Consider the following 19,807-nt stretch of genomic DNA (forward strand, 5'->3'; position numbering starts at 1 on the left):
CCCCGGGGGCCTGGCGGCCGCAGCGCGGCGGCGGGCTTCTTTCGTTGACACTCCCGGCCTAAGGCGTCAGACCAGCCGTTCCCATGGCGATATTCCGGCACAGCAACGACCTTCCCGACGCCGCCCGGGGCGCGGTCGTGGTCATCGGCAACTTCGACGGCGTGCACCGCGGCCACCAGCTGCTGCTGGCCGACGCGCGCCGCCTCGCCGACGAACTGGGCGCGCCCATGGCGGTTCTGACCTTCGAGCCGCACCCGCGCTCGGTCTTCATGCCGGAACGCCCGCCCTTTCGCCTCACCTCCCTGCGGGCCAAGGCCCACGCCCTGCAGGAAGCCGGGATCGACCACCTTTTCGTGCTGCACTTCGACCGCGCCTTCGCGCTGAAGCCGGCGGAGGCCTTCATCGACGAAATCCTGGTCGGCGACCTGGCGGCCCGCCATGTGGTGGTCGGCTGGGACTTCTGCTTCGGCCACAAGCGCGGCGGCAACGTGGCGCTCTTGAAGTCCATGGGCGCCAAGCGCGGCTTCGGGGTCACCGCGGTCGATCCGGTGATGACCGGCGACGGCGAGGTCTATTCCTCCTCCATCATCCGCGACCACCTGCGCGAAGGGCGCCCGGCCAAGGCCGCCGATCTGCTGGGCCGGCCCTGGGAGATCGAGGGTCGGGTCGAGGAGGGCGACCAGCGCGGGCGCACCATCGGCTTCGCCACCGCCAACATCGGTCTGGGCGACTACCTCTGCCCGGCGCTGGGGGTCTATGCGGTGCTGGCCGGGCGCGACCCCGGCGTCGAGCACGGCGAGGAGACCCGGTGGATGGCGGGCGTGGCCAACCTGGGCCGGCGGCCCACGGTGGGCGGCGAGGACGTGCGCCTGGAGGTTCACCTCTTCGATTTCGCCGGGGACCTCTACGGCGAGACCCTGCGCGTGCGCCTCATGGACTTCATCCGCCCGGAAAAGAAGTTTGACGGCCTCGACGCTTTGAAGGCACAAATCGCCCTCGATTGCGGCCAGGCCCGTGAAATCCTGGCCCAAAGCGGCCCCAGTTAAGAAGAACCACGCGATGAGCGTAGACTACCGACCCACCGTCTTCCTGCCGAAGACCGACTTCCCGATGCGCGGCGGCCTGGCCCAGCGCGAGCCGGAGACCCTGGCGCGCTGGGAGGGGCTGGACCTCTTCACCCGCCTGCGCGAGGCCTCAGAGGGCCGCGAGAAGTTCATCCTCCACGACGGCCCGCCTTACGCCAACGGCCACCTGCACATCGGCCACGCGCTGAACAAGATCCTCAAGGACCTGATCAACCGCGCCCACCAGATGCTGGGCAAGGACGCGCACTACGTGCCCGGCTGGGACTGCCACGGCCTGCCCATCGAGTGGAAGATCGAGGAACAGTACCGCGCCGCCGGCAAGGACAAGGACGCGGTACCGGTGCTGGAGTTCCGCAAGGAATGCCGCGACTTCGCCGAGAAGTGGGTGAAGATCCAGACCGAGGAGTTCAAGCGCCTGGGCGTGGTCGGCAACTGGGGGCGTCCCTACACCACCATGTCCTTCGACGCCGAGGCGCAGATCGTGCGCGAGATCGGCAAGTTCCTCATGAACGGCGGCATCTACAAGGGCTCGCGCCCGGTGCTGTGGTCGGTCGTCGAGAAGACCGCGCTGGCCGATGCCGAGGTCGAGTACCACGACCACACCTCGACCACCATCTGGGTGCGCTTCCCGGTGCTGAAGGCGGCCGACCCGCTGCTGGAAGGCGCCAGCGTCGTCATCTGGACGACCACACCCTGGACCATCCCCGGCAACCGCGCCATCGGCTACGGCGAGGAGATCGCCTACGGCGTGTTCCAGGTCGAGGCGGTGGCCGAAGGCAGCGCGGCTGAGGTCGGCGAAAAGATGGTGCTGGCCAAGGACCTGGCCGAGCAGGTGAAGGCCGACGCCAAGATCGAGGCCTGGCGCGAGCTGGGATCGCTGGGCGAGCTGGCCGGTACGGTCTGCGGCCATCCCTGGCACGGCTTCGCGCCGGCCGAGGGCGGCTTCGACTTCGACGTGCCGCTGTTGCCCGGCGATTTCGTCACCACCGAGCAGGGCACGGGCTTCGTGCACATCGCCCCGGGCCACGGCGCCGACGACTGGGCGCTGGGCCGCCAGCACGGCATCGAGATCCCGCAGACCGTGGACGGCGCCGGCTACTTCTACGACCACGTGCCGCTGGTGGCCGGCGCGGTGGTCTACGACGAGAACGGCAAGCCGGGCGACGCCAACGGCAAGGTCATCAAGTACCTGGCCGAGGCCGGACGCCTGGTGACCAAGGGCAAGCTGAAGCACAGCTATCCGCATTCCTGGCGCTCCAAGGCGCCGCTGATCTTCCGCAACACCTCGCAGTGGTTTATCTCCATGGAGACCAACGAGCTGCGGGTGAAGGCGCTGAAGGCCATCGACGACACGCGCTTCGTGCCGGCCACCGGGCGCAACCGCCTGCGCTCCATGATCGAGCAGCGCCCGGACTGGTGCATCTCGCGCCAGCGCCTCTGGGGCGTGCCGCTGCCGATCTTCGTCGACAAGAAGACCGGCGAGCCCCTGCGAGACCAGAAGGTCATCGACCGGGTGGCCGAGGCTTTCGAGGAAGAGGGCGGCGACGCCTGGTTCTCCAGCGACCCGCAACGCTTCCTCGGCAACGACTACAACGCCGACGACTACGAGCAGATCACCGACGTGGTCGAGGTGTGGTTCGATTCCGGCTCCACCCACTCCTTCGTGCTGGAGGCGCGGCCGGAACTGAAGTGGCCGGCGGACCTCTACCTGGAAGGCTCCGACCAGCATCGCGGCTGGTTCCATTCCTCGCTGCTGGAGTCCGCCGGCACGCGCGGGCGCGCACCCTATGACGCGGTGCTGACCCACGGCTTCATCCTGGAAGAGCAGGGCAAGGAGAAGATGTCCAAGTCGAAGGGCAACGCCCTCTCGCCGCAGGACGTCGTCGGGACCCAGGGCGCCGATATCCTGCGTCTCTGGGTGGTTGCCTCGAACTACGAGGAAGACCTGCGTTTCGGCCCGGAGATCCTGAAGCACCAGGGCGATTCCTACCGCCGCCTGCGCAACACCCTGCGCTATCTGCTGGGCAACCTGGACGGCTTCGAGGAGTCCGAGCGCGTCGCGGCCGGCGAGATGCCGGAGCTGGAGCGCTGGGTCCTGCACCGCCTGGCCGAGCTGGACCGGCAGGTGCGCCGGAACGTCGAGGACTTCGATTTCCACGCTCTCTATCAGGCGGTCTATAACTTCTGCGCCATCGACCTCTCGGCCTTCTACTTCGATGTCCGCAAGGACGTGCTGTACTGCGACCGGCCGGACTCGCTGCGCCGCCGGGCCTGCCGCACGGTGCTGGACGAGGTCTTCTCCTGTCTCACCGCCTGGCTGGCGCCGATCCTCTGCTTCACGGCGGAAGAGGCCTGGTGGGCGCGCGGCAGCGGGCCCGAGGCTTCGGTGCACCTGCGCACCTTCCCGGAGGTGCCGGCGGCGTGGCTCGACAAGGATTTGGCCGACAAGTGGGCCAAGGTGCGCGAGGTGCGTCGCGTGGTCACCGGCGCCCTGGAACTGGAGCGCGCCGCCAAGCGCATCGGCTCCAGCCTGCAGGCCCGCCCGGTGGTGCACATCGACCGGCCGGAGCTGATGGAGGCCGTGGCCGCGGTGGAACTGGCGGACGTCGCCATCACTTCCGATGTTTCGCTGACCGAGGCTCCGGCGCCGGAGGCCGCCTTCCGCCTGGCCGAGGTGCCGGGCGTGGCGGTGGTCGCTGAGCTCGCCGAGGGCGAGAAGTGCGAGCGCTGCTGGAAGGTGCTGCCGGAGGTCGGCGGCGTAGCCGAGGCGCCGCAGACCTGCGGGCGCTGCGCCGATGCGGTGCAGCATCTGGGCGCGGCGGCGCAGTAGGCGGCGCCCGGCGACCGATGCAACGTTCCCTCTATATCGCCGCGGCCATCCTGCTGCTCGACCAGCTCAGCAAGTGGGCGGTCCTGGTGCAGGGTACGCAGCCGCGGCACATTCTCGAGGTGACGGGCTTCTTCAATCTGGTGCTGACCTACAACACCGGGGTCAGTTTCGGGCTGTTCCAGGGTAATGCGGCCTGGCAGCCCTATGTCCTCATCGTCCTCAACCTGGCCGTCGCCGCCGGCCTGCTGGTCTGGCTCCTCCGGGAGACCCGCAAAGGGGGTAGCGCGGGCCTGCTGCCCTATGCCGTCGGCCTGGTGGTCGGCGGGGCGCTGGGCAACGCCATCGACCGGCTGCATCTGCCCGGCGTCGTTGATTTCCTGGACTTTCACCTCGCCGGCTGGCACTGGCCGGCCTTCAATATTGCCGACAGCGCCATCGTTTGCGGCGTGATCCTGATTGTCGCGGATGGCTTGTTCCAGCCGGGCAGGAAGGGTAATAAAGAGGCGGGGATAGGGAGGTAGTCGAATGGATCGAAATATGACCTATAGACTTCTCATGGTTGCCGGGCTGGCGCTGGGCCTTTCCGCCTGTGGCGGATTCAGCGAGAGCCTGGGCACGAGCAAGCAGTCGCCCGACGAATTTCGCGTCGTCTCGCGCGCGCCGCTGACGGTGCCGCCCGACTTCCAGCTGCGCCCGCCCGAGCCCGGCGCGCCGCGTCCGCAGGTCGGCACGCCGGCGCAGCAGGCCGAACGGGCCGTGTTCCGCAACGACGCGGGTGTGAACCAGACCGCCAATGCGGCGCCGCGGCGCGTGACCGTGGGCGAGCAGGCCCTGCTCAGCGCGGCCGGCGCGCAGGAGGCCGACCCGAACATCCGCCAGGTCGTCAATCGCGAGACCAAGCAGATCAACGAAGAGGCGGACTATTTCGTGGATCGCCTGATCTTCTGGAACGACATCACGCCGGCCGGCACCGTCGTTGACCCGGTGGCCGAGCGCCGCCGCCTGCAGGAGAACGCCGCCCTGGGCCAGCCGTCCACCACCGGCCCGACGCCGCAGATCGAGCGCCGCCGCAAGGCACCGCTGGAAGGCATTTTCTAGAACAACCCGCGTCCGGGAGGACGCGGACAGGTTGCTCTAACCTCTTCATTTAGATCGGTTTATCCTCGATCAGGTGAGTCCGCCTGGTCGAGGATCGATCGGGCCAGGTTATGCGCGCGCCGCTCCGCTGACCGGACGTTAACGATTGTTCACCATAATGCGACGGGGCGTCCGCTTGCGGGCGTCCGGTTTCGTGCCATATAGATGCTCAATAGAATCATTCTGGTTTAGCGGCAGGCCCATGAACGACGCCGGGGCCCTGCAACGCTAAAGGGAGACCTGGAAATGGCAGTTTTCCGCCGCCCGGCCCGCTTGGCCGCCCCGTTCTTCGGGCTTTTGGCCTTGTTCCTGGCAGCCTTAGCCGGGCTTCCGGGCAGCGCCGGCGCCAAGGTATTCGATCCGGTCAGCTTCACCCTGGACAACGGCCTGCAGGTTGTGGTGGTGGTGAACCGCCGCGCGCCCATCGTCCATCACTCCGTGTGGTACCGGGTCGGCGCCGCCGACGAGCAGGCCGGGGAATCGGGCCTCGCCCACTTCCTCGAGCACCTCATGTTCAAGGGCACCGAGAGCCTCGCCCCGGGCGAATTCTCGGACATCATCGCCGCCAACGGCGGGCGCGAGAACGCCTTCACCTCCTGGGACTACACGGCCTACTACCAGACGGTCGCGGCCGACCGCCTCGAGATCATGATGAAGAACGAGGCCGACCGCATGACCAACCTGATGCTCACCGACGACGTGGTGCTGCCGGAGCGCGAGGTGGTGCGCGAGGAACGCCGCAGCCGCATCGACAACGAGCCGGGCAGCCAGCTGGGCGAGATCAGCCGCGCGGTGCAGTTCCTCAACCACCCCTACCGCATCCCCATCATCGGCTGGGACCACGAGATCGAGCAGCTTTCCACCGAGGCGGCGGTCGCCTTCTACGACAAGTGGTACGCGCCCAACAACGCCATCCTCATCGTCGCCGGCGACGTCGATCCCGCTGAGGTGCGCGCCCTGGCCGAGACCTACTACGGCGTCATCCCGGCCAAGGACGTGCCGGAGCGCGAGCGCGTCGTCGAGCCGCCGCAGAACGCGCCGCGCCAGGTGAAGCTGGAAAGCCCGCGGGTGCGCCAGCCGCAGGTCCAGGTCAGCTACCTGGCGCCCAGCTACCGCCAGGCCGAAAACAACGACGCCTATGCGCTGCAGGTGCTTTCCGAGGTCATCGGCGGCGGCGCCACGGCGCGGCTCTACAGCCGGCTGGTGGTGGAGCAGGGCATCGCCGGCTCCGCCGGGGCGGGCTACAACCCGACCAACTACGATTATTCGACCTTTACCTTCTACGTCGCGCCGCGGCCCGGTGGCGAGGTGGCGCCGCTGGAAGAGGCCCTGCGCGCCCAGATCGCCGAGCTGCTGGCCAACGGCGTGAGCGAGGAGGAGGTGACCGCGGCCAAGAAGCGCCTTGTCGCCGGCGCGGTCTTCGCCCGCGATAACCTCGCCACGGCGCCCCGGGTGATCGGCGCGGCGCTGACCACCGGCGGCAGCCTGGAAGACATCGAGGCCTGGCCGGAACGCATCGACGAGGTCACCGCCGCGGACGTGAACCGCGCCATGAAGGGCGTGCTGCGCGACGAGCAGTCGGTCACCAGCTATCTGCTGCCGGAGCCGACGAGCTGAGCGGCGGCCAACGAGAGCACAACTGTCTGAGACCTGAGATCTCAAGGAAAGGATCGTCTTGATGCGAAGCCCGAGCAGCCGGGTTCTGGGCAACCCGGTGATGGCGCTGCTGGTCGCGGCAACGATCGCCTTCTCTATCGTATTCTCCGCCGTTCAGGCGCGCGCCGTGGAGGTGCAGCGCGTGGTCTCCCCCGGCGGCATCGAGGCCTGGCTGGTCGAAGACCACACCAATCCGATCATCGCGCTGGAGCTGTCCTTCCTGGGCGGCGCCGCCCTCGACCCGCAGGGCAAGGTGGGGCTGGCCGAGATGGTCTCCAGCTCCATCGACGAGGGCGCCGGGCCGCTCGACTCCCAGGCCTTTCAGGGCGAACTCGACAACCTCTCCATCACCCTGCGCTTCAACGCCGGGCTCGACAGCTTCTCCGGCTCGCTGGAGACCCTGACCGAGAACCGCGAGCGCGCCTTCGAGCTGCTGCGCCTGGCGCTGACCGAGCCGCGCTTCGACGAGGAGCCGGTGGAGCGCATCCGCAGCCAGATCATCGCCCGCCTCTCGCGGGAGTCCGAAGACCCCAACACCATCGCCAGCCGCACGCTGCGCCGCCTGATGTTCGGCGAGCATCCCTATGCCCGGCCGGTGAACGGCACCGAGGCCTCGATCGCCGCCATCACCGCCGACGACCTGCGCGGCTTCGTGCAGCAGCGCTTCGGCCGCGACCGCCTCTTCGTCGGCGTGGTCGGCGACATCACGCCGGCCGAGCTGGGCAAGGCGCTGGACGAGACCTTCGGCACGCTGCCGGAGAAGGCGGCGCCCTTCACGGTGGCGGAGGCCCAGGTGGGCAACCCCGGCGCCGTGGTGGTGATCGACAAGCCGATCCCGCAGTCGGTGGTGGCGCTCGGCCACCAGGGCATCAAGCGCAAGGACCCGGACTACTACGCGGCCTACGTGGTGAACTACGTCCTGGGCGGCGGCGGCTTTTCCTCGCGCCTGGTCGAGGAAGTGCGCGAGAAGCGCGGCCTCGCCTATTCGGTCTACGCCTACCTGGCGCCGCTCGACCACGGCGCCATCATCGCCGGCGGCACCGCCACCCAGAACGCCCGCGTCGGCGAATCCCTGGAGCTCATCCGCCAGGAGTGGGCGCGCATGGCCGCCGAGGGCCCCACCGCCGAGGAGCTGGACGACGCCAAGCGCTACCTCACCGGCTCCTTCCCGCTGCGCTTCAACAGCTCCGACAACATCGCCGGCATGCTGGTCGGCATGCAGATGGAGGACCTGGGCATCGACTACTTCGACAAGCGCAACAGCTACATCGAAGCGGTGACCCTGGACGACGCCAGGCGCGTCGCCAAGCGGATCTACCGGCCCGACGCGCTGAGCGTCGTCGTGGTCGGCGCGCCCGAGGGCATCACTGCGACGCAGGATGCCCCCAGCGGCGGGAGCTGAGGCAAAGTCGAGGCCGATTTTTTCCCGCGCACAACCTGAAGATGGTGTAGCCTGGAGGCTGTTCGCCAACTTCGGGGAATGACCATGTCGCCGAGAAACCTTGCCTTCGTCGGTTGCCGCTTGTTGGCAATCTACGTTCTCTTGAGCGTCATTCAGGCGCAGACAAGCAACCTCTTTTTCTATCTGCAGTCTCTCAACATCAGCGAGTCCTGGGGCTTGGTGCGGACTAACGAGTTCGAGTTCGACCCCTTTTTTCAGTCGGCACTCCTGAATCTCGTCATCGCCTTGATTTTGTGGTTCCGCGCGGGCTGGTTCGCCGCAAAGGTCGCGCGTGGAACACCGGAGCCACAGGAGGAGAAGCCCGCAACCTGGTCCCCCCAGAACGCCCTGTCAGTCGTGGTCGTTGCGACCGGCCTCTGGGTCCTGATCCTATTGGTGCCGAGCCTCACCTCAGTCCTGCAGGACCTCATACAGAGCGGCCGTGTCGTATCGACGAGCCTCATCAGCTTGGTCTTGATGGTTGGCCTGGGCGCGGTTTGCATTTTCAGCCCGCGGGGCATCGCCGGGGCCATCACCAGGCTCCGCGGCTGGTAGCCGCTCAGGGATAGCTGGCGACCTCGATGAGGTTGCCGTCCGGGTCGTTGAAGTAGACCGAGGTCATAGGCCCCATGGCGCCGGTCTTCTCCACCGGCCCCTCGACGATCGCGACATCTTCGGCCTCGAGGTGGGCGACCACCTTTTCGGGTTCCCAGCCGGTGATGAGGCAGAGGTCGCCGGAGCCGATGCCCGCGAAGTTGCGGGTCTCCATCCCCAAAGTCTGCAGGTTGATCTTCTGCTTGCCGAACTTCAGCGCCCGGCGCCCGCCGGCGAAGGTCACCGCCTCCATCTTCAGGACCCGGGTGTAGAAGGCGACCGCGCGCTCGATATCGCGGACGGTGAGGACAATGTGGTCGATGTGGCTGATCATGATCCTGCTCGGCTGTGCAGTGAGGCCGCAGTCTCGCAGGCGCAGAGGCCCGCAGCCAAGCCTTTCCCTTCGCGCTATAATGGTCTTCGGACGCAAAGGAGGCTGCCATGGCCGGGGAGAGCTTCGCCACCCACCCCTTCGCCACCCATGAGGTCAGCAACCAGAGCCCGCCGTTCCAGGACCTGAACCTCTTCCTCAGCGACGCTGCCCTGCAGGAGGCGGTGCGGCGCGAGGGTGTCATGGCGCGTCACGAGGAGCTGGCCGCCTTCGGCGCCGTCGCCGGCAGCGCCGAGGCCTTCGACCTTGGCCGCCTTGCCAACGAGAACCCGCCGCGCCTGCGCCGCTTCGACCAGAAGGGCTTTCCCCTCGACCTGGTCGAGTTCCACCCGGCCTATCACGAGGTGATGCGCCGCAGCTTCAAGGCCGGGCTGCACTGCTCGGCCTGGGAGCATCTGAAAACGCCCGGCGGTCTGCCGGAGGACGGCGCCCAGGTGGCGCGTCTGGCGCGGCTCTACATGACGACGCAGACGGAGCCCGGCCACCTCTGCCCGGTGACCATGACCAATGCCGCCGTGCCCGCCCTGCTGACGCAGCCGGAGATCGCCGAGGCGCTGCTGCCCAGAGTGCTGTCGCGGCGCTACGACGAACGCTTCCGACCGCTGGAGGAGAAGGCCGGCATGACCCTCGGCATGGGCATGACCGAGAAGCAAGGCGGCACCGACGTGCGCGCCAACGCCACCACGGCGAAGCCCTGCGCCGCTGCCGGGCCCGGGCGGGAATACCTCCTGGTCGGCCACAAGTGGTTCCTCTCCGCGCCCATGTGCGATGCCTTCCTCATGCTGGCCCAGGCGCCGGGCGGGCTGTCCTGCTTCTACGTGCTGCGCTTCCTGCCGGACGGTTCGGTGAACCCGCTGCGCCTGCAGCGCCTCAAGGAGAAGCTCGGCAACCGCGCCAACGCCTCCTCGGAGGTCGAACTGCAGAACGCCCACGGCTGGCTGCTGGGCGAGGAGGGACGCGGCATCGCCACCATCATCGAGATGGTGACCCTGACCCGGCTCGACTGCGCCATCGCCTCGGCGGGGCAGATGCGCCTGGCACTGGCCATGGCCCTGCATCACTGCCGCCACCGCCGGGTGTTTCAGAAGCACCTCGTGGATCAGCCGATGATGGCCGCGGTGCTGGCCGACATGGCGGTCGATGTGGAGGCGGCGACAGCCCTGGCCTTCCGCCTGGCGCGCGCCTTCGAGCGCGCGGCGGCCGACGAGGCCGAGGCGGCCTGGCGCCGGCTGATGGCGCCGGTCACCAAGTACTGGGTCTGCAAGATGGCCCCGGCGCTGGGCTACGAAGCCATGGAGTGCCTGGGCGGCAACGGCTACGTGGAGGAGGGGCCGGCCGCGCGGCTCTACCGCGAGCTGCCCCTGAACGCGATCTGGGAGGGCTCGGGCAACGTCATGTGCCTCGACGTGCTGCGCGTCCGCGCCCAGGACGTCGCCGCCGTGGAGACTGTGCTGGCGGAATTGGACGCAGCGGCGCGCGGCGAGCCGCGCCTGGAAGCGGCGCTGGCCGATCTCCGCGCCCTGCTCGCCGATCCCGGCAGCCTCGAGGGCCGCGCCCGGCACTTCGTGGAACGCCTCGCCCGCACCGCCGCGGCGGGGCTGCTGCGCGCCCAGGCGCCGTCGTCGGTCGCCGAGGCCTTCATCGCTGGCCGGCTCGACGGGGCCTTCCGGCACACCTACGGGGCCGGCGGCCAGGTGGCCGACTGCCGCGCCATCCTGGAGCGGGCCTTGCCTCCCGCCGCCTGAAGTCTTCGCCAGGCTCCGCCGCTGGCGCCCGTCGCGCCGGTCTCTTTTGGGTGAGGGGTCGTCTCTAAAGATAATTCCTCCTGCATCGGATTTCTGCCGGCGGCTGTGAACCATTTCAGGCCTGCCGCCTACTCATCGGACATATGCGGCGCCGCCTCCCGCGGCACCGCCCATCTTTTCAAAGCCAAAGGAATTTCGTTCGATGAAAAAGACCCTCCTTGCCCTGATCCCGGTGGCCGTGCTCGGCGCCGGTATCGCCACCCAGGCGAACGCTGGTGAAACCTGCTGGTCGACCGCCCACGCTGTCTGCGACTGGGCCTACCCGGGCGACGGGACCCTCGAGTCCGAGAAGAAGTATTCCAACTGCATGATCGCCGCCGCGCCGATCTGCAACGCCAGCCAGGAAGCCCGGCCGACCGCCATCCAGCTGAAATCCGCGGCCGAACGCCTGCCCGAGCCGAGTGCCACGCTCTTGAAGCAGTATTCGCGCGCCAAGGGGCAGACCCTCGCCAAGCGCTAACCTGTCCCCATGCCCCGCCGCCCGGTCCCGCACCTGGAGCCGGGGGGTGGGGAAAATCCTCGATTTCCCCGGCTTTTCGCGACTCCGCCAGGTCTGCTAGTCTCCGACCAGTTCTGACAGTCCGGCCGGAAACCCAGCCTTTATGCCGATTCGCCGCCTTCCCGAGACCCTGGTGAACCAGATCGCCGCCGGCGAGGTGGTGGAGCGCCCGGCGGCTGCCGTGAAGGAGCTGGTGGAGAACGCCCTGGACGCCGGGGCGCGCCACATCGACGTGGTGCTGCGCGACGGCGGGCGGGCCCTCATCGCCGTCACCGATGACGGCTGCGGCATGACCCCGGAGGAGCTGACCCTGGCGGTGGAGCGCCACGCCACCTCCAAGCTGCCCGACGACGACCTGGTGCACATCGCCTCCCTGGGCTTCCGCGGCGAGGCGTTGCCCTCCATCGGCGCCGTGGCGCGCCTCACGGTCACCAGCCGCCCGGCGGAAGCCGGGGAGGCCTGGGCGCTGACCGTCGAGGGCGGCAAGCTCGGCAAGCCCCAGCCCGCCGCCCACCCCAAGGGCACCCGCGTGGAGGTGCGCGACCTCTTCTTCGCCACCCCGGCGCGGCTCAAGTTCCTGAAGACCGCCCGCACTGAGGTCTCCCACGCCCAGGACACGGTGAACCGCCTGGCCATGGCGCATCCGCAGGTCGGCTTCACGCTTTCCGACGGGGAGAGGAAGCTGATCGGCCTCGCCCCCGCCGAGGGCGAACTTTTCGAGGGGCGCCTGAAGCGGCTCTCGGCGCTCATGGGCCGCGACTTCGCCGACAACGCGCTGGCCATCGACGCGGAGCGCGAGGGCCTCCGCCTCACCGGCTACGTCGGCCTGCCGACGCTGAACCGCGGTAATGCCCAGCACCAATACCTCTTCGTCAACGGCCGGCCGGTGCGCGACAAGCTGCTCTACGGCGCCCTCCGCGGCGCCTACCAGGATTTCCTGGCCCGCGACCGCCATCCGCTGGTGGCCCTGTTTCTGGAGGTGCCGCCGGAGCAGGTGGACGTGAACGTGCACCCCGCCAAGGCCGAAGTGCGCTTCCGCGACCCCGGCCTGGTGCGCGGCCTCATCGTCTCGGCCTGCAAGCACGCCCTGGCCCAGGCGGGCCACCGCGCTTCGACCACCGTGTCGGAGACGGCGCTGGGCGCCTTCCGGCCGCAGTCGGGACCGGCGGCCTATCAAGGCAATTGGGGCCGGCCGGCGACGACCCTGCCGCGCGGCCTTGCCGAGGCGACGGCGACCTACGCCGCGCCGCTCAACAACACCTGGGGTCAGCAGGCTGGGGGCCAGCTGCCGGGGCTCGATGCCGCGCCCGCGGCGGTGGCGGCCTCCGCCCAGGCGCTGGCCCGCGAGGCCGCCGAGCCCGAGGCCGAGAGCTTCCCTTTGGGCGCCGCCCGCGCCCAGCTGCACGGCACCTACGTGGTGGCGCAGACGGCCGACGGCATCGTCATCGTCGACCAGCACGCCGCCCACGAGCGCCTGGTCTACGAGCGCATGAAACAGCAGCTCGGCGAGAGCGGCGTGAAGCGGCAGATGCTGCTGCTGCCCGAAGTGGTGGAGCTGGAGGAGAGCGCCGCCGCGCGCATCGCCGAACGCGCGGGCGAGCTGGAGGAACTGGGCCTGGTGGTGGAGGCCTTCGGCCCCGGCGCCGTGGTGGTGCGCGAAGTGCCGGCCCTGCTGGGCGAGGTCGAGGTGGCCGGCCTGATCCGCGACCTGGCCGACGAACTGGCCGAGCTGGGCGAGGCGCTGGCGCTGAGAGAAAGGCTCGAGCACGTCTGCGGCACCCTGGCCTGCCACGGCTCGGTGCGCGCCGGCCGCCGTCTCAATGCCGAGGAGATGAACGCCCTCCTGCGCCAGATGGAGGCGACGCCCCACAGCGGCCAGTGCAACCACGGCCGCCCGACCTACGTCGAACTGAAGCTCGCCGACATCGAAAAACTCTTCGGGCGGCGCTGACCACGTGAGCACTCCCGTCAAGAAAACCGAGAACCGCTACGTCAACGACCTCCGGCGTTACGGCTACGTGCAGTCGGTCTTCTTCGGCCTGCGCGGCGTCATCGTGCCGCTCGGCCTCTCCATCATCTTTCTGGCGGTGGTCGGCAGCACCGTCGGCGGCTACCAGAGCACCATCAGCGAGGACTGGCTGATCGTCGCCGTCGCCGCCGTGGTCGGCGGCTACATGGCGCTCAACATCGGCGCCAACGACGTCGCCAACAACATGGGGCCCGCCGTCGGCGGCAAGGTCCTGACCGTCCTGGCGGCGGTGTTCATCGCCGCGGTCTGCGAGGCCGCCGGCGCGCTGCTGGCGGGCGGCGACGTGGTCAAGACCGTCTCCAAGGGCATCATTTCCCCAGGCCCGGAGGTCAGCGTCATGGCCTTCCGCGACCTGATGCTCAGCGCGCTCTTCGCCGCGGCCCTGTGGATCAACCTCGCGACCATCCTCAACGCCCCGGTTTCCACGACCCATTCCATCGTCGGCGGCGTCCTCGGCGCCGGCATCGCCGTGGCGGGCTTCGGCCTGGTCAACTGGGGCACCATGTCGGCGATCGCCGCCAGCTGGGTCATCTCCCCCGTCATCGGCGCCGGCCTTGCCGCGCTCATTCTCTACTTCATCAAGACGAGGATCCTCTACGTCGAGGACCGACTCGCCGCGGCGAAGAAATGGGTGCCCGTGCTCATCGGCCTCATGGCCGGCGCCTTCACGGCCTACATGCTGTTGAAGGGGCTGAAGAAGATCTGGCACCCGGGCATGCTGGAGATCGTCCTGCTGTCGATCGCGGCCTTCGCGGCGGCCTATGCCGCCTCTCGCCCCTACATCGCCGCGCGCGTGCGCGAGCTGGCCAACCGGCGGACCGACATCAACCGCCTGTTCAACCTGCCGCTGATCGCCGGCGCCGCCTTGCTGTCCTTCGCCCACGGCGCCAACGATGTCGCCAACGCGGTGGGTCCGCTGGCCGCCATCGTCTCCACGGTGCAGCAGTCGGGGATCGCCAGGGAGGTCACGATCCCGCTCTGGGTCATGGCCGTGGGTGCCTTCGGCATCGCGCTGGGGCTCGGGCTCTTCGGGCCGAAGCTGATCACCGTGGTCGGGGAGAAGATCACCCGCCTGAACTCGGCCAGGGCCTACTGCGTCGCCCTCTCGGCGGCGGTGACGGTGCTGATCGCGACGACGCTGGGGCTGCCGGTCAGCTCGACGCACATCGCCGTGGGCGCTGTCTTCGGCGTCGGTTTCCTGCGCGAGTTCCTGGAAAACCCGAACAAGAAGAAACTCCGTCCCGGGCACAAGCTGAACGTGACCGCCGAGGACGCCTTCAAGAGCCGCGGCTATCGTTCGATGCGGCTGCTGGTGCGGCGGCGCTTCGCCGTCTCCATCGCCGCCGCCTGGGTGGTCACGGTGCCGGCGTCAGCTCTGCTTGCCGCGCTGATTTACGGCTGTTTGCAGCTTCTGTGATCCACGCCCGCAGGTCGCCGAACTGCCTGATCAGCGGCAGCAGGTCCTCGCGGTAGGCGACGCGGGGCGCGTCCTCGATCAGCGCCCAGTGGCGCTGGCGTTTGTCCTTCTCGGGCCAGTCGTCGAGCTGCTCGGTGACGAGGAAGGGGTAGTAGGTGACGGGCACCTCGCGCTTGCCCTTGTCGGTCAGCTTGGTCACCACCACCGTCATCGGGAAATCGTCCAGGACCACGCCCTTCACGCCGGCTTCCTCGAAGCCTTCGCGGTGGCAGGCCTGGATGTGGGTTTCCCCCGACTCGATCTTGCCCTTGGGCAGGATCCAGCGCCCGCGGGTCTGCGAGGTGACGAAGAGCAGCGCCACGTCGCTGTCTCTGGTGTCGAAGGGAATGATACCAACGCGATGCATTCGGATGCTTTCGTTACCGGCGTCTGAGCAGGTTCGGCGCGACGCGAGCCGATTGTCCTGTAGGAGTAGGATAGTCAGCCAAGCAGATTTCCGGATCAAGCCTTGAGTTCATCGGGAGGCGGTGCAGCGTGCGCCGGGGAGTTCGCTATCCGGTAGGCGCGAATTGCATGAATGGCTATTGTGGGGCCGGGCCGGCGTTTCCAGGCCACTGAACAGGATGGTCGAACGGTGCGCATTTTCCTGATGGTGTTGGGAGTCCTCATTTCCGCCGGAGCCCTGGTTGTCTGGCTTTATCTGAATGCGCTGGCGGCCGGTTGGAACACGAGCAACGCCAAGCCGTCGATCAACTGGCTGAACAAGGAGGCGCTGCTGTGGTTCTGGCTGCCCTTCGCGCTCGGCCTCGCCGTCGCCTTCTTCGGCTGGAAGCGCCACTAGGCACGGCAGCAGCAACCGCACCCTTTCTTTGTCTCAGTTCTTCATCGCCAACCATGGGAGGGGGATCGTGAACGAACCTTGGACCGGCAAGAATCGGCCTCCCCAGATACCTGAGACATGGCGCGGCCGGCCATTGCGTGGCGGGGATGGGTGGTGCTGGGAGGATCCTGCGAATGCGGGCAACAGCGTTCGCTTCTACAAAGGCGATCCCTCGAGCGCGGTTCCGTCGAAGCGGGCACCCTTTGTCGTGGTTTGCTCGGACGGTTTGTTGATCGACCGTAGCGGCAATCCGATCCCGGGAAGCAGTTGCCCGGATGACTGACACATTATCGTCGCCACGCGCGGGTTACTGGAGCCCGAATAACGCCCGCGACCGCTGAGCAACGTCTTCGTCCACCTCTCCGGCCTGGACCCGCCTCAAGGCCTCGCGTTCTTCTGGGTACAGGCAACTGTGGGCCTTGAGCAACCTTTCGGCTGTTTGGGCCGCAAACCACGGTTCTGCTTCCTCGGTGACAAGCGCATGCATTGCCTGGGCACAGTGCTCCAGCGAGTCTTCGTCTGCGCCAAACTCAAGGCCGCGGGTTTCCGACGGCCCATTCAAGGCGACGAATTCCCGGGCATCGTTCAACACGCGGATGCCGTAGTGCAGCCGGAAGCACGGGCCGAAGGTGAACTTGTGGACATGAAGGAATTGCACAAACAGCCCGCTTTCACGGGCAAACCAAGTGCTCTTCCTCTTGAAGCCCAGTGCTTTGACCCTCTAGGCAAAGCGCCGCATGACCTTTGCCGCGTTCGAACGCTCGAGCTTCTTTGCTGCGCGCTGACGCTCTATCACGGCGCGGTATTCCGGGCTGATTTCGATGCCGTAGTAGGTGTCTCTCTCTGGCATCCGGGGTGTGATTCCTGTCTGCTGGCCTGCGGCCTCAATCCCTTTTCCGGGCATTTAGGCAGTTACGGCAAATCGCAAGATTAGCGCGACCTCGATACGATTTACAGATTGCTGCGCCGATGCAGGGCCAGGGGGTCAGATTTCCCCGTATTTCAGGAAAACCAGCTTGGCCTTGCCGTAGCTGCGGGCGTCCAGTTCGCTGAAGCCTTCGGGAATCTCGAAGGCTTCGTTCTTCATCAGCTCGACGGAGACCAGGGCGCCCTCGGCGATCCAGCCGGCCTTCAACAGACTGGCCACGGCCTTCTCGGCGAAGCCCTGGTTATAGGGCGGATCGAGGAAGACTAGGTCGCAGGGCGCGGGGGCCGGGCGCGGGTGCAGCACGTCGCAGGCCAGCAGCTTGCCGCGCTCGCCTTCGCCCAGGTTCTGGATGTTGGCGCGGCAGATCTCGATGGCCGGGGCGTAGTTCTCCATGAAGGTCGCCTCGGCGGCGCCGCGCGACAGGGCCTCCAGGCCCAGGGCCCCGGTGCCGGCGAAGGCGTCCAGCACCCTGGCGCCGGTCAGGCGCTGCTGGCCTTCCTCGGCCAGCTTGCCGCTGGTCAGGATGTTGAACAGGGCCTCGCGCGTGCGGTCCGCGGTGGGCCGCACGGCCAGGTCTTCGGGCGTCTTGAGGCTGCGGCCCCTATGACGGCCGGCGACGATGCGCATGCTTCTTCGGTCCGCTGGATTTGGGGCCGCTGGATCTGGGGCCGCCGGTCTTGCGGGAGGCGGTCCGCTTCGGCGCGCCGCGCTTCGGGGCCGCCTTCTTCACGCCCGGTTTCTTGGCGAGTGGCTTCTTGGAGAACGGCTTCTTCGTTCCCGCCTTCTTGGTGGTGGTCTTCTTGGCCGCGGGCTTCTTCGCGAGGGGGCGCTTAGGGCTCGCTTTCTTGGGGGCAGCTTTCTCGGGCCCTGCTTTCTTGGCCGCGGCGGCCTTCTTCTTCGCAGCCTCCTGCTTCGGGCTGCGGCGCTGGCGCTTTTCCTTTTGCTCCGCCTCGCGCTGGTGCTTGAAGCCGCGCTTGGAGCCGGGACGGTTGGGCTTCGGCTTGGCCTTGGCGAAGCCCTTGCCCTTCTTCTTCTTGTCCGGGTCTTCCTGGCCCAGGGCCTGGCGCAGCTGCTTGGGCGGCACCTCGTCCAGCGCCCGCTTCGGCAGCTTGCCCAGCTTGAAGGGGCCGTAGGAAACGCGGATCAGGCGGTTCACCCGCAGGCCCAGGTGGGCGCAGATCTTGCGCACTTCGCGGTTCTTGCCTTCGCGCAGGGCGAAGGTCAGCCAGGCGTTGGCGCCGGACTGGCGGTCGAGCACCGCCTCCACCGGGCCGTAGTCGACGCCGTCGACGGTGATGCCCTTGGCGAGCGCCGCCAGGCGGTTCGGGTGGACGTGGCCCTGGGCGCGCACGCGGTAGCGGCGCAGCCAGCCACTGCTCGGCAGTTCCAGCTGACGTTTCAGGCCGCCGTCGGTGGTCAGCAGCAGCAGGCCCTCGGAATTGATGTCGAGGCGCCCCACCGCCTGCAGGCGCGGCAGGCCGCCGGGCAGGTGGTCGAAGACCGTGGGACGGCCTTGGGGATCGCGCTCGCTGGTGATTTCGCCGCGCGGCTTGTGGTAGCAGAAGAGGCGCGGCGGCGCGGCGGCGGGCAGCGGCTCGCCGTCCACCGCGATGCGGCTGGCCCCCGTCACCACGGCGGCGGGGCTGGTCAGCACCTTGCCGTCGACGCTGACCCGCCCGGCGCGGATCCAGGTCTCGGCGTCGCGGCGCGAGCAGAGCCCGGCGCGGGCGATGACCTTGGCGATGCGTTCACAGCTCTGCGGCGTGGCGTCGGCTTCGATTTCGGCCATGGTCTTTCTGTTCCTAGCTGGCGCTGGCGACGAAAGCGCGGAAGAGGGCGCTGTCGCCGGGGCCGATCAAGTACTCGGGATGCCACTGCACGCCCAGGCAGAAGCGGTAGTCCGCCGCCTCGATGCCCTCGACGACGCCGTCGGGGGCCACCGCGTTCACCGTGACGCCGGGGCCGACATCCTTCACCGCCTGATGATGCGCCGAGTTCACGGCCATCTCGGCGCTGGCGCAGATGTCGTGCAGCAGGCTGCCGCCGGTCACGGCGACGGCGTGGCCCGGCTCGTGGCGCGGGTTGGGCTGCTCATGGGCCAGGGCATTCTCCACCTCGTCGGGGATGTGCTGGATCAGCGTGCCGCCCAGCACCACGTTCAAGAGCTGCTGGCCGCCGCAGATGCCCAGCAGCGGCAGGTCGCGTTCCAGGGCGCCGCGGGCGACGGCGGCCTCGAAGGCGGTGCGGCGGTCCTTGGTGCGCACGCTCTCGTGGCGGGTGTTCGCGCCGAAGAGGGCCGGGTCCAGGTCGAAGGCGCCGCCGGTGATCAGCAGGGCGTCGATGCGTTCCAGGTAGGCCTCGGCCTCAGCCGGCTCGTGCGGCAGCAGCACCGGCAGGCCGCCGGCCTGCAGCACCGCCTCGCAGTAATTCCGCCGCACGGCATACCAGGGATAGTTGGACCAGCCGCCGGGGTTCTCGGAATCCAGGGTGATGCCGACAACCGGCCCCTTGGAGGGCGGCGTGCCGCGTTGTGTTGCCATGGGGCGTCGTCTTGCCATGGGCGCAATCTAGGCATCCCCAGGGCCCCCGACAACTTCCGAATAGGCGCTCTAGACGGGGACCTCGTAGTCCTCCATCGAATAGCCCAGGGTGACGAAGCCTTCCTCCAGCAGGTCGCCCAGCAGCGGCATCCCCAGCAGGTAGTCCGCCGTCGGCCCGGACTTGCGGTCCATGGCGTCCTGCACCGCTTCTGACCATTCCTCGGCGGAGAAGTCGCCGCGCCCGACCCAGGTCAGGGCCACCAGTTCGGCCTGCGCGTCCTCGTTCAGGTCGGCGATGACCTCGGTGATCTCGGCGGCCACGGGGTCGTCGCCGTAGTCCTCCAGGGCGTCGTGGTCGTCGTCCTCGCCGGGCTGCGAGACGGTGTCCCGGTCGGCCGGGGCGACCTTGGCGTCGAAGGCGCGGGCCTTGGCGATCAGGAAGGCGACCGTGGCCGGTTCGACCTCCAGGGGGATCACTTCGGGTTCCGCATCAACCGTTTTCGTTCCTGCCATGGGGTCCACTCCTTGAAACGTCACTCCATTTGACGGGAAGCTTAGGCCCTCGGGCGAAGCTT

The 19,807-nt window shown here is 68.3% G+C and carries 19 protein-coding genes; 13 read left to right on the forward strand and 6 right to left on the reverse strand.

The genetic code is table 11. The features are described from left to right. Positions 1-83: 83 nt before the first annotated feature. The 7 genes from H7X47_RS03825 to H7X47_RS03855 all read left to right on the forward strand — a co-directional run bounded on the left by H7X47_RS03825 (position 84) and on the right by H7X47_RS03855 (position 8,704). A complete protein-coding gene (locus H7X47_RS03825) occupies positions 84-1,046 on the forward strand; it encodes a bifunctional riboflavin kinase/FAD synthetase (protein WP_193367257.1) in 963 nt (320 codons plus the stop codon). A gap of 13 nt (positions 1,047-1,059) precedes the next feature. After that, a complete protein-coding gene (ileS, locus tag H7X47_RS03830) occupies positions 1,060-3,915 on the forward strand; it encodes an isoleucine--tRNA ligase (RefSeq protein WP_193367258.1) in 2,856 nt (951 codons plus the stop codon). 17 nt (positions 3,916-3,932) lie between these two features. Then, positions 3,933-4,436, forward strand: coding sequence for a signal peptidase II (gene lspA / locus H7X47_RS03835; RefSeq protein ID WP_193367259.1), 504 nt, complete (start codon positions 3,933-3,935; stop codon positions 4,434-4,436). Between the two features lie 16 nt (positions 4,437-4,452). Further along, complete coding sequence (locus tag H7X47_RS03840) at positions 4,453-5,013, forward strand: DUF3035 domain-containing protein (protein WP_227010138.1); 561 nt, start codon at positions 4,453-4,455, stop codon at positions 5,011-5,013. 285 nt (positions 5,014-5,298) lie between these two features. After that, a complete protein-coding gene (locus H7X47_RS03845; RefSeq protein ID WP_193367261.1) occupies positions 5,299-6,669 on the forward strand; it encodes a M16 family metallopeptidase in 1,371 nt (456 codons plus the stop codon). Between the two features lie 61 nt (positions 6,670-6,730). Continuing rightward, positions 6,731-8,110, forward strand: a complete 1,380-nt coding sequence (locus H7X47_RS03850; RefSeq protein ID WP_193367262.1) for a M16 family metallopeptidase — start codon at positions 6,731-6,733, stop codon at positions 8,108-8,110. Positions 8,111-8,194: 84 nt separating this feature from the next. Next, positions 8,195-8,704, forward strand: a complete 510-nt coding sequence (locus H7X47_RS03855; RefSeq protein ID WP_193367263.1) for a hypothetical protein — start codon at positions 8,195-8,197, stop codon at positions 8,702-8,704. A 4-nt stretch (positions 8,705-8,708) separates the two neighbouring features. On the opposite strand, the gene H7X47_RS03860 is transcribed toward H7X47_RS03855, so the two are convergent. Continuing rightward, positions 8,709-9,077, reverse strand: coding sequence for a VOC family protein (locus tag H7X47_RS03860; protein ID WP_193367264.1), 369 nt, complete (start codon positions 9,075-9,077; stop codon positions 8,709-8,711). 107 nt (positions 9,078-9,184) lie between these two features. Between H7X47_RS03860 and H7X47_RS03865 the strand changes: the two genes are divergently transcribed. The 4 genes from H7X47_RS03865 to H7X47_RS03880 all read left to right on the forward strand — a co-directional run bounded on the left by H7X47_RS03865 (position 9,185) and on the right by H7X47_RS03880 (position 14,884). Then, positions 9,185-10,879, forward strand: coding sequence for an acyl-CoA dehydrogenase family protein (locus H7X47_RS03865; protein WP_193367265.1), 1,695 nt, complete (start codon positions 9,185-9,187; stop codon positions 10,877-10,879). Positions 10,880-11,081: 202 nt separating this feature from the next. Beyond that, positions 11,082-11,399, forward strand: coding sequence for a hypothetical protein (locus H7X47_RS03870; protein ID WP_193367266.1), 318 nt, complete (start codon positions 11,082-11,084; stop codon positions 11,397-11,399). 142 nt (positions 11,400-11,541) lie between these two features. Next, on the forward strand, positions 11,542-13,389 hold the full coding sequence (gene mutL, locus H7X47_RS03875) for a DNA mismatch repair endonuclease MutL (protein ID WP_193367267.1): 1,848 nt from the start codon (positions 11,542-11,544) through the stop codon (positions 13,387-13,389). A gap of 4 nt (positions 13,390-13,393) precedes the next feature. After that, on the forward strand, positions 13,394-14,884 hold the full coding sequence (locus H7X47_RS03880; protein WP_193367268.1) for an inorganic phosphate transporter: 1,491 nt from the start codon (positions 13,394-13,396) through the stop codon (positions 14,882-14,884). Here H7X47_RS03880 and H7X47_RS03885 read toward each other — a convergent pair. Then, positions 14,823-15,290, reverse strand: a complete 468-nt coding sequence (locus tag H7X47_RS03885; protein WP_193367269.1) for an NUDIX hydrolase — start codon at positions 15,288-15,290, stop codon at positions 14,823-14,825. The two genes, H7X47_RS03880 and H7X47_RS03885, sit on opposite strands and share 62 nt — an antisense overlap. A 228-nt stretch (positions 15,291-15,518) precedes the next feature. Here H7X47_RS03885 and H7X47_RS03890 point away from each other — a divergent pair, with 228 nt between their 5' ends. Then, on the forward strand, positions 15,519-15,725 hold the full coding sequence (locus tag H7X47_RS03890; protein WP_193367270.1) for a hypothetical protein: 207 nt from the start codon (positions 15,519-15,521) through the stop codon (positions 15,723-15,725). Positions 15,726-16,176: 451 nt separating this feature from the next. Then, positions 16,177-16,698, forward strand: coding sequence for a hypothetical protein (locus H7X47_RS03895; RefSeq protein ID WP_193367271.1), 522 nt, complete (start codon positions 16,177-16,179; stop codon positions 16,696-16,698). Between the two features lie 51 nt (positions 16,699-16,749). Here the strand turns inward: H7X47_RS03895 and rsmD are convergent, their stop codons facing one another. The 4 genes from rsmD to H7X47_RS03915 form a co-directional block, all read right to left on the reverse strand. Continuing rightward, a complete protein-coding gene (rsmD, locus tag H7X47_RS03900) occupies positions 16,750-17,319 on the reverse strand; it encodes a 16S rRNA (guanine(966)-N(2))-methyltransferase RsmD (protein ID WP_193367272.1) in 570 nt (189 codons plus the stop codon). Continuing rightward, the gene (locus tag H7X47_RS03905; protein WP_193367273.1) at positions 17,294-18,481 is read right to left on the reverse strand and encodes a pseudouridine synthase; all 1,188 of its coding nucleotides are present in this window, start codon (positions 18,479-18,481) and stop codon (positions 17,294-17,296) included. Before H7X47_RS03905 ends, rsmD begins: the two co-directional genes overlap by 26 nt. A gap of 13 nt (positions 18,482-18,494) precedes the next feature. After that, positions 18,495-19,232 (reverse strand): gamma-glutamyl-gamma-aminobutyrate hydrolase family protein, encoded by a 738-nt coding sequence (locus H7X47_RS03910; RefSeq protein ID WP_193367274.1) that lies wholly within the window; start codon positions 19,230-19,232, stop codon positions 18,495-18,497. Between the two features lie 69 nt (positions 19,233-19,301). Beyond that, positions 19,302-19,745: a DUF3775 domain-containing protein gene (locus H7X47_RS03915; RefSeq protein ID WP_193367275.1), complete on the reverse strand. Its 444-nt coding sequence runs from the start codon at positions 19,743-19,745 to the stop codon at positions 19,302-19,304. Between the last annotated feature and the right edge of the window lie 62 nt (positions 19,746-19,807).

Origin of the sequence: Pelagibius marinus (genome assembly GCF_014925385.1) — a bacterium.
GTDB lineage: Bacteria > Pseudomonadota > Alphaproteobacteria > Kiloniellales > Kiloniellaceae > Pelagibius > Pelagibius marinus.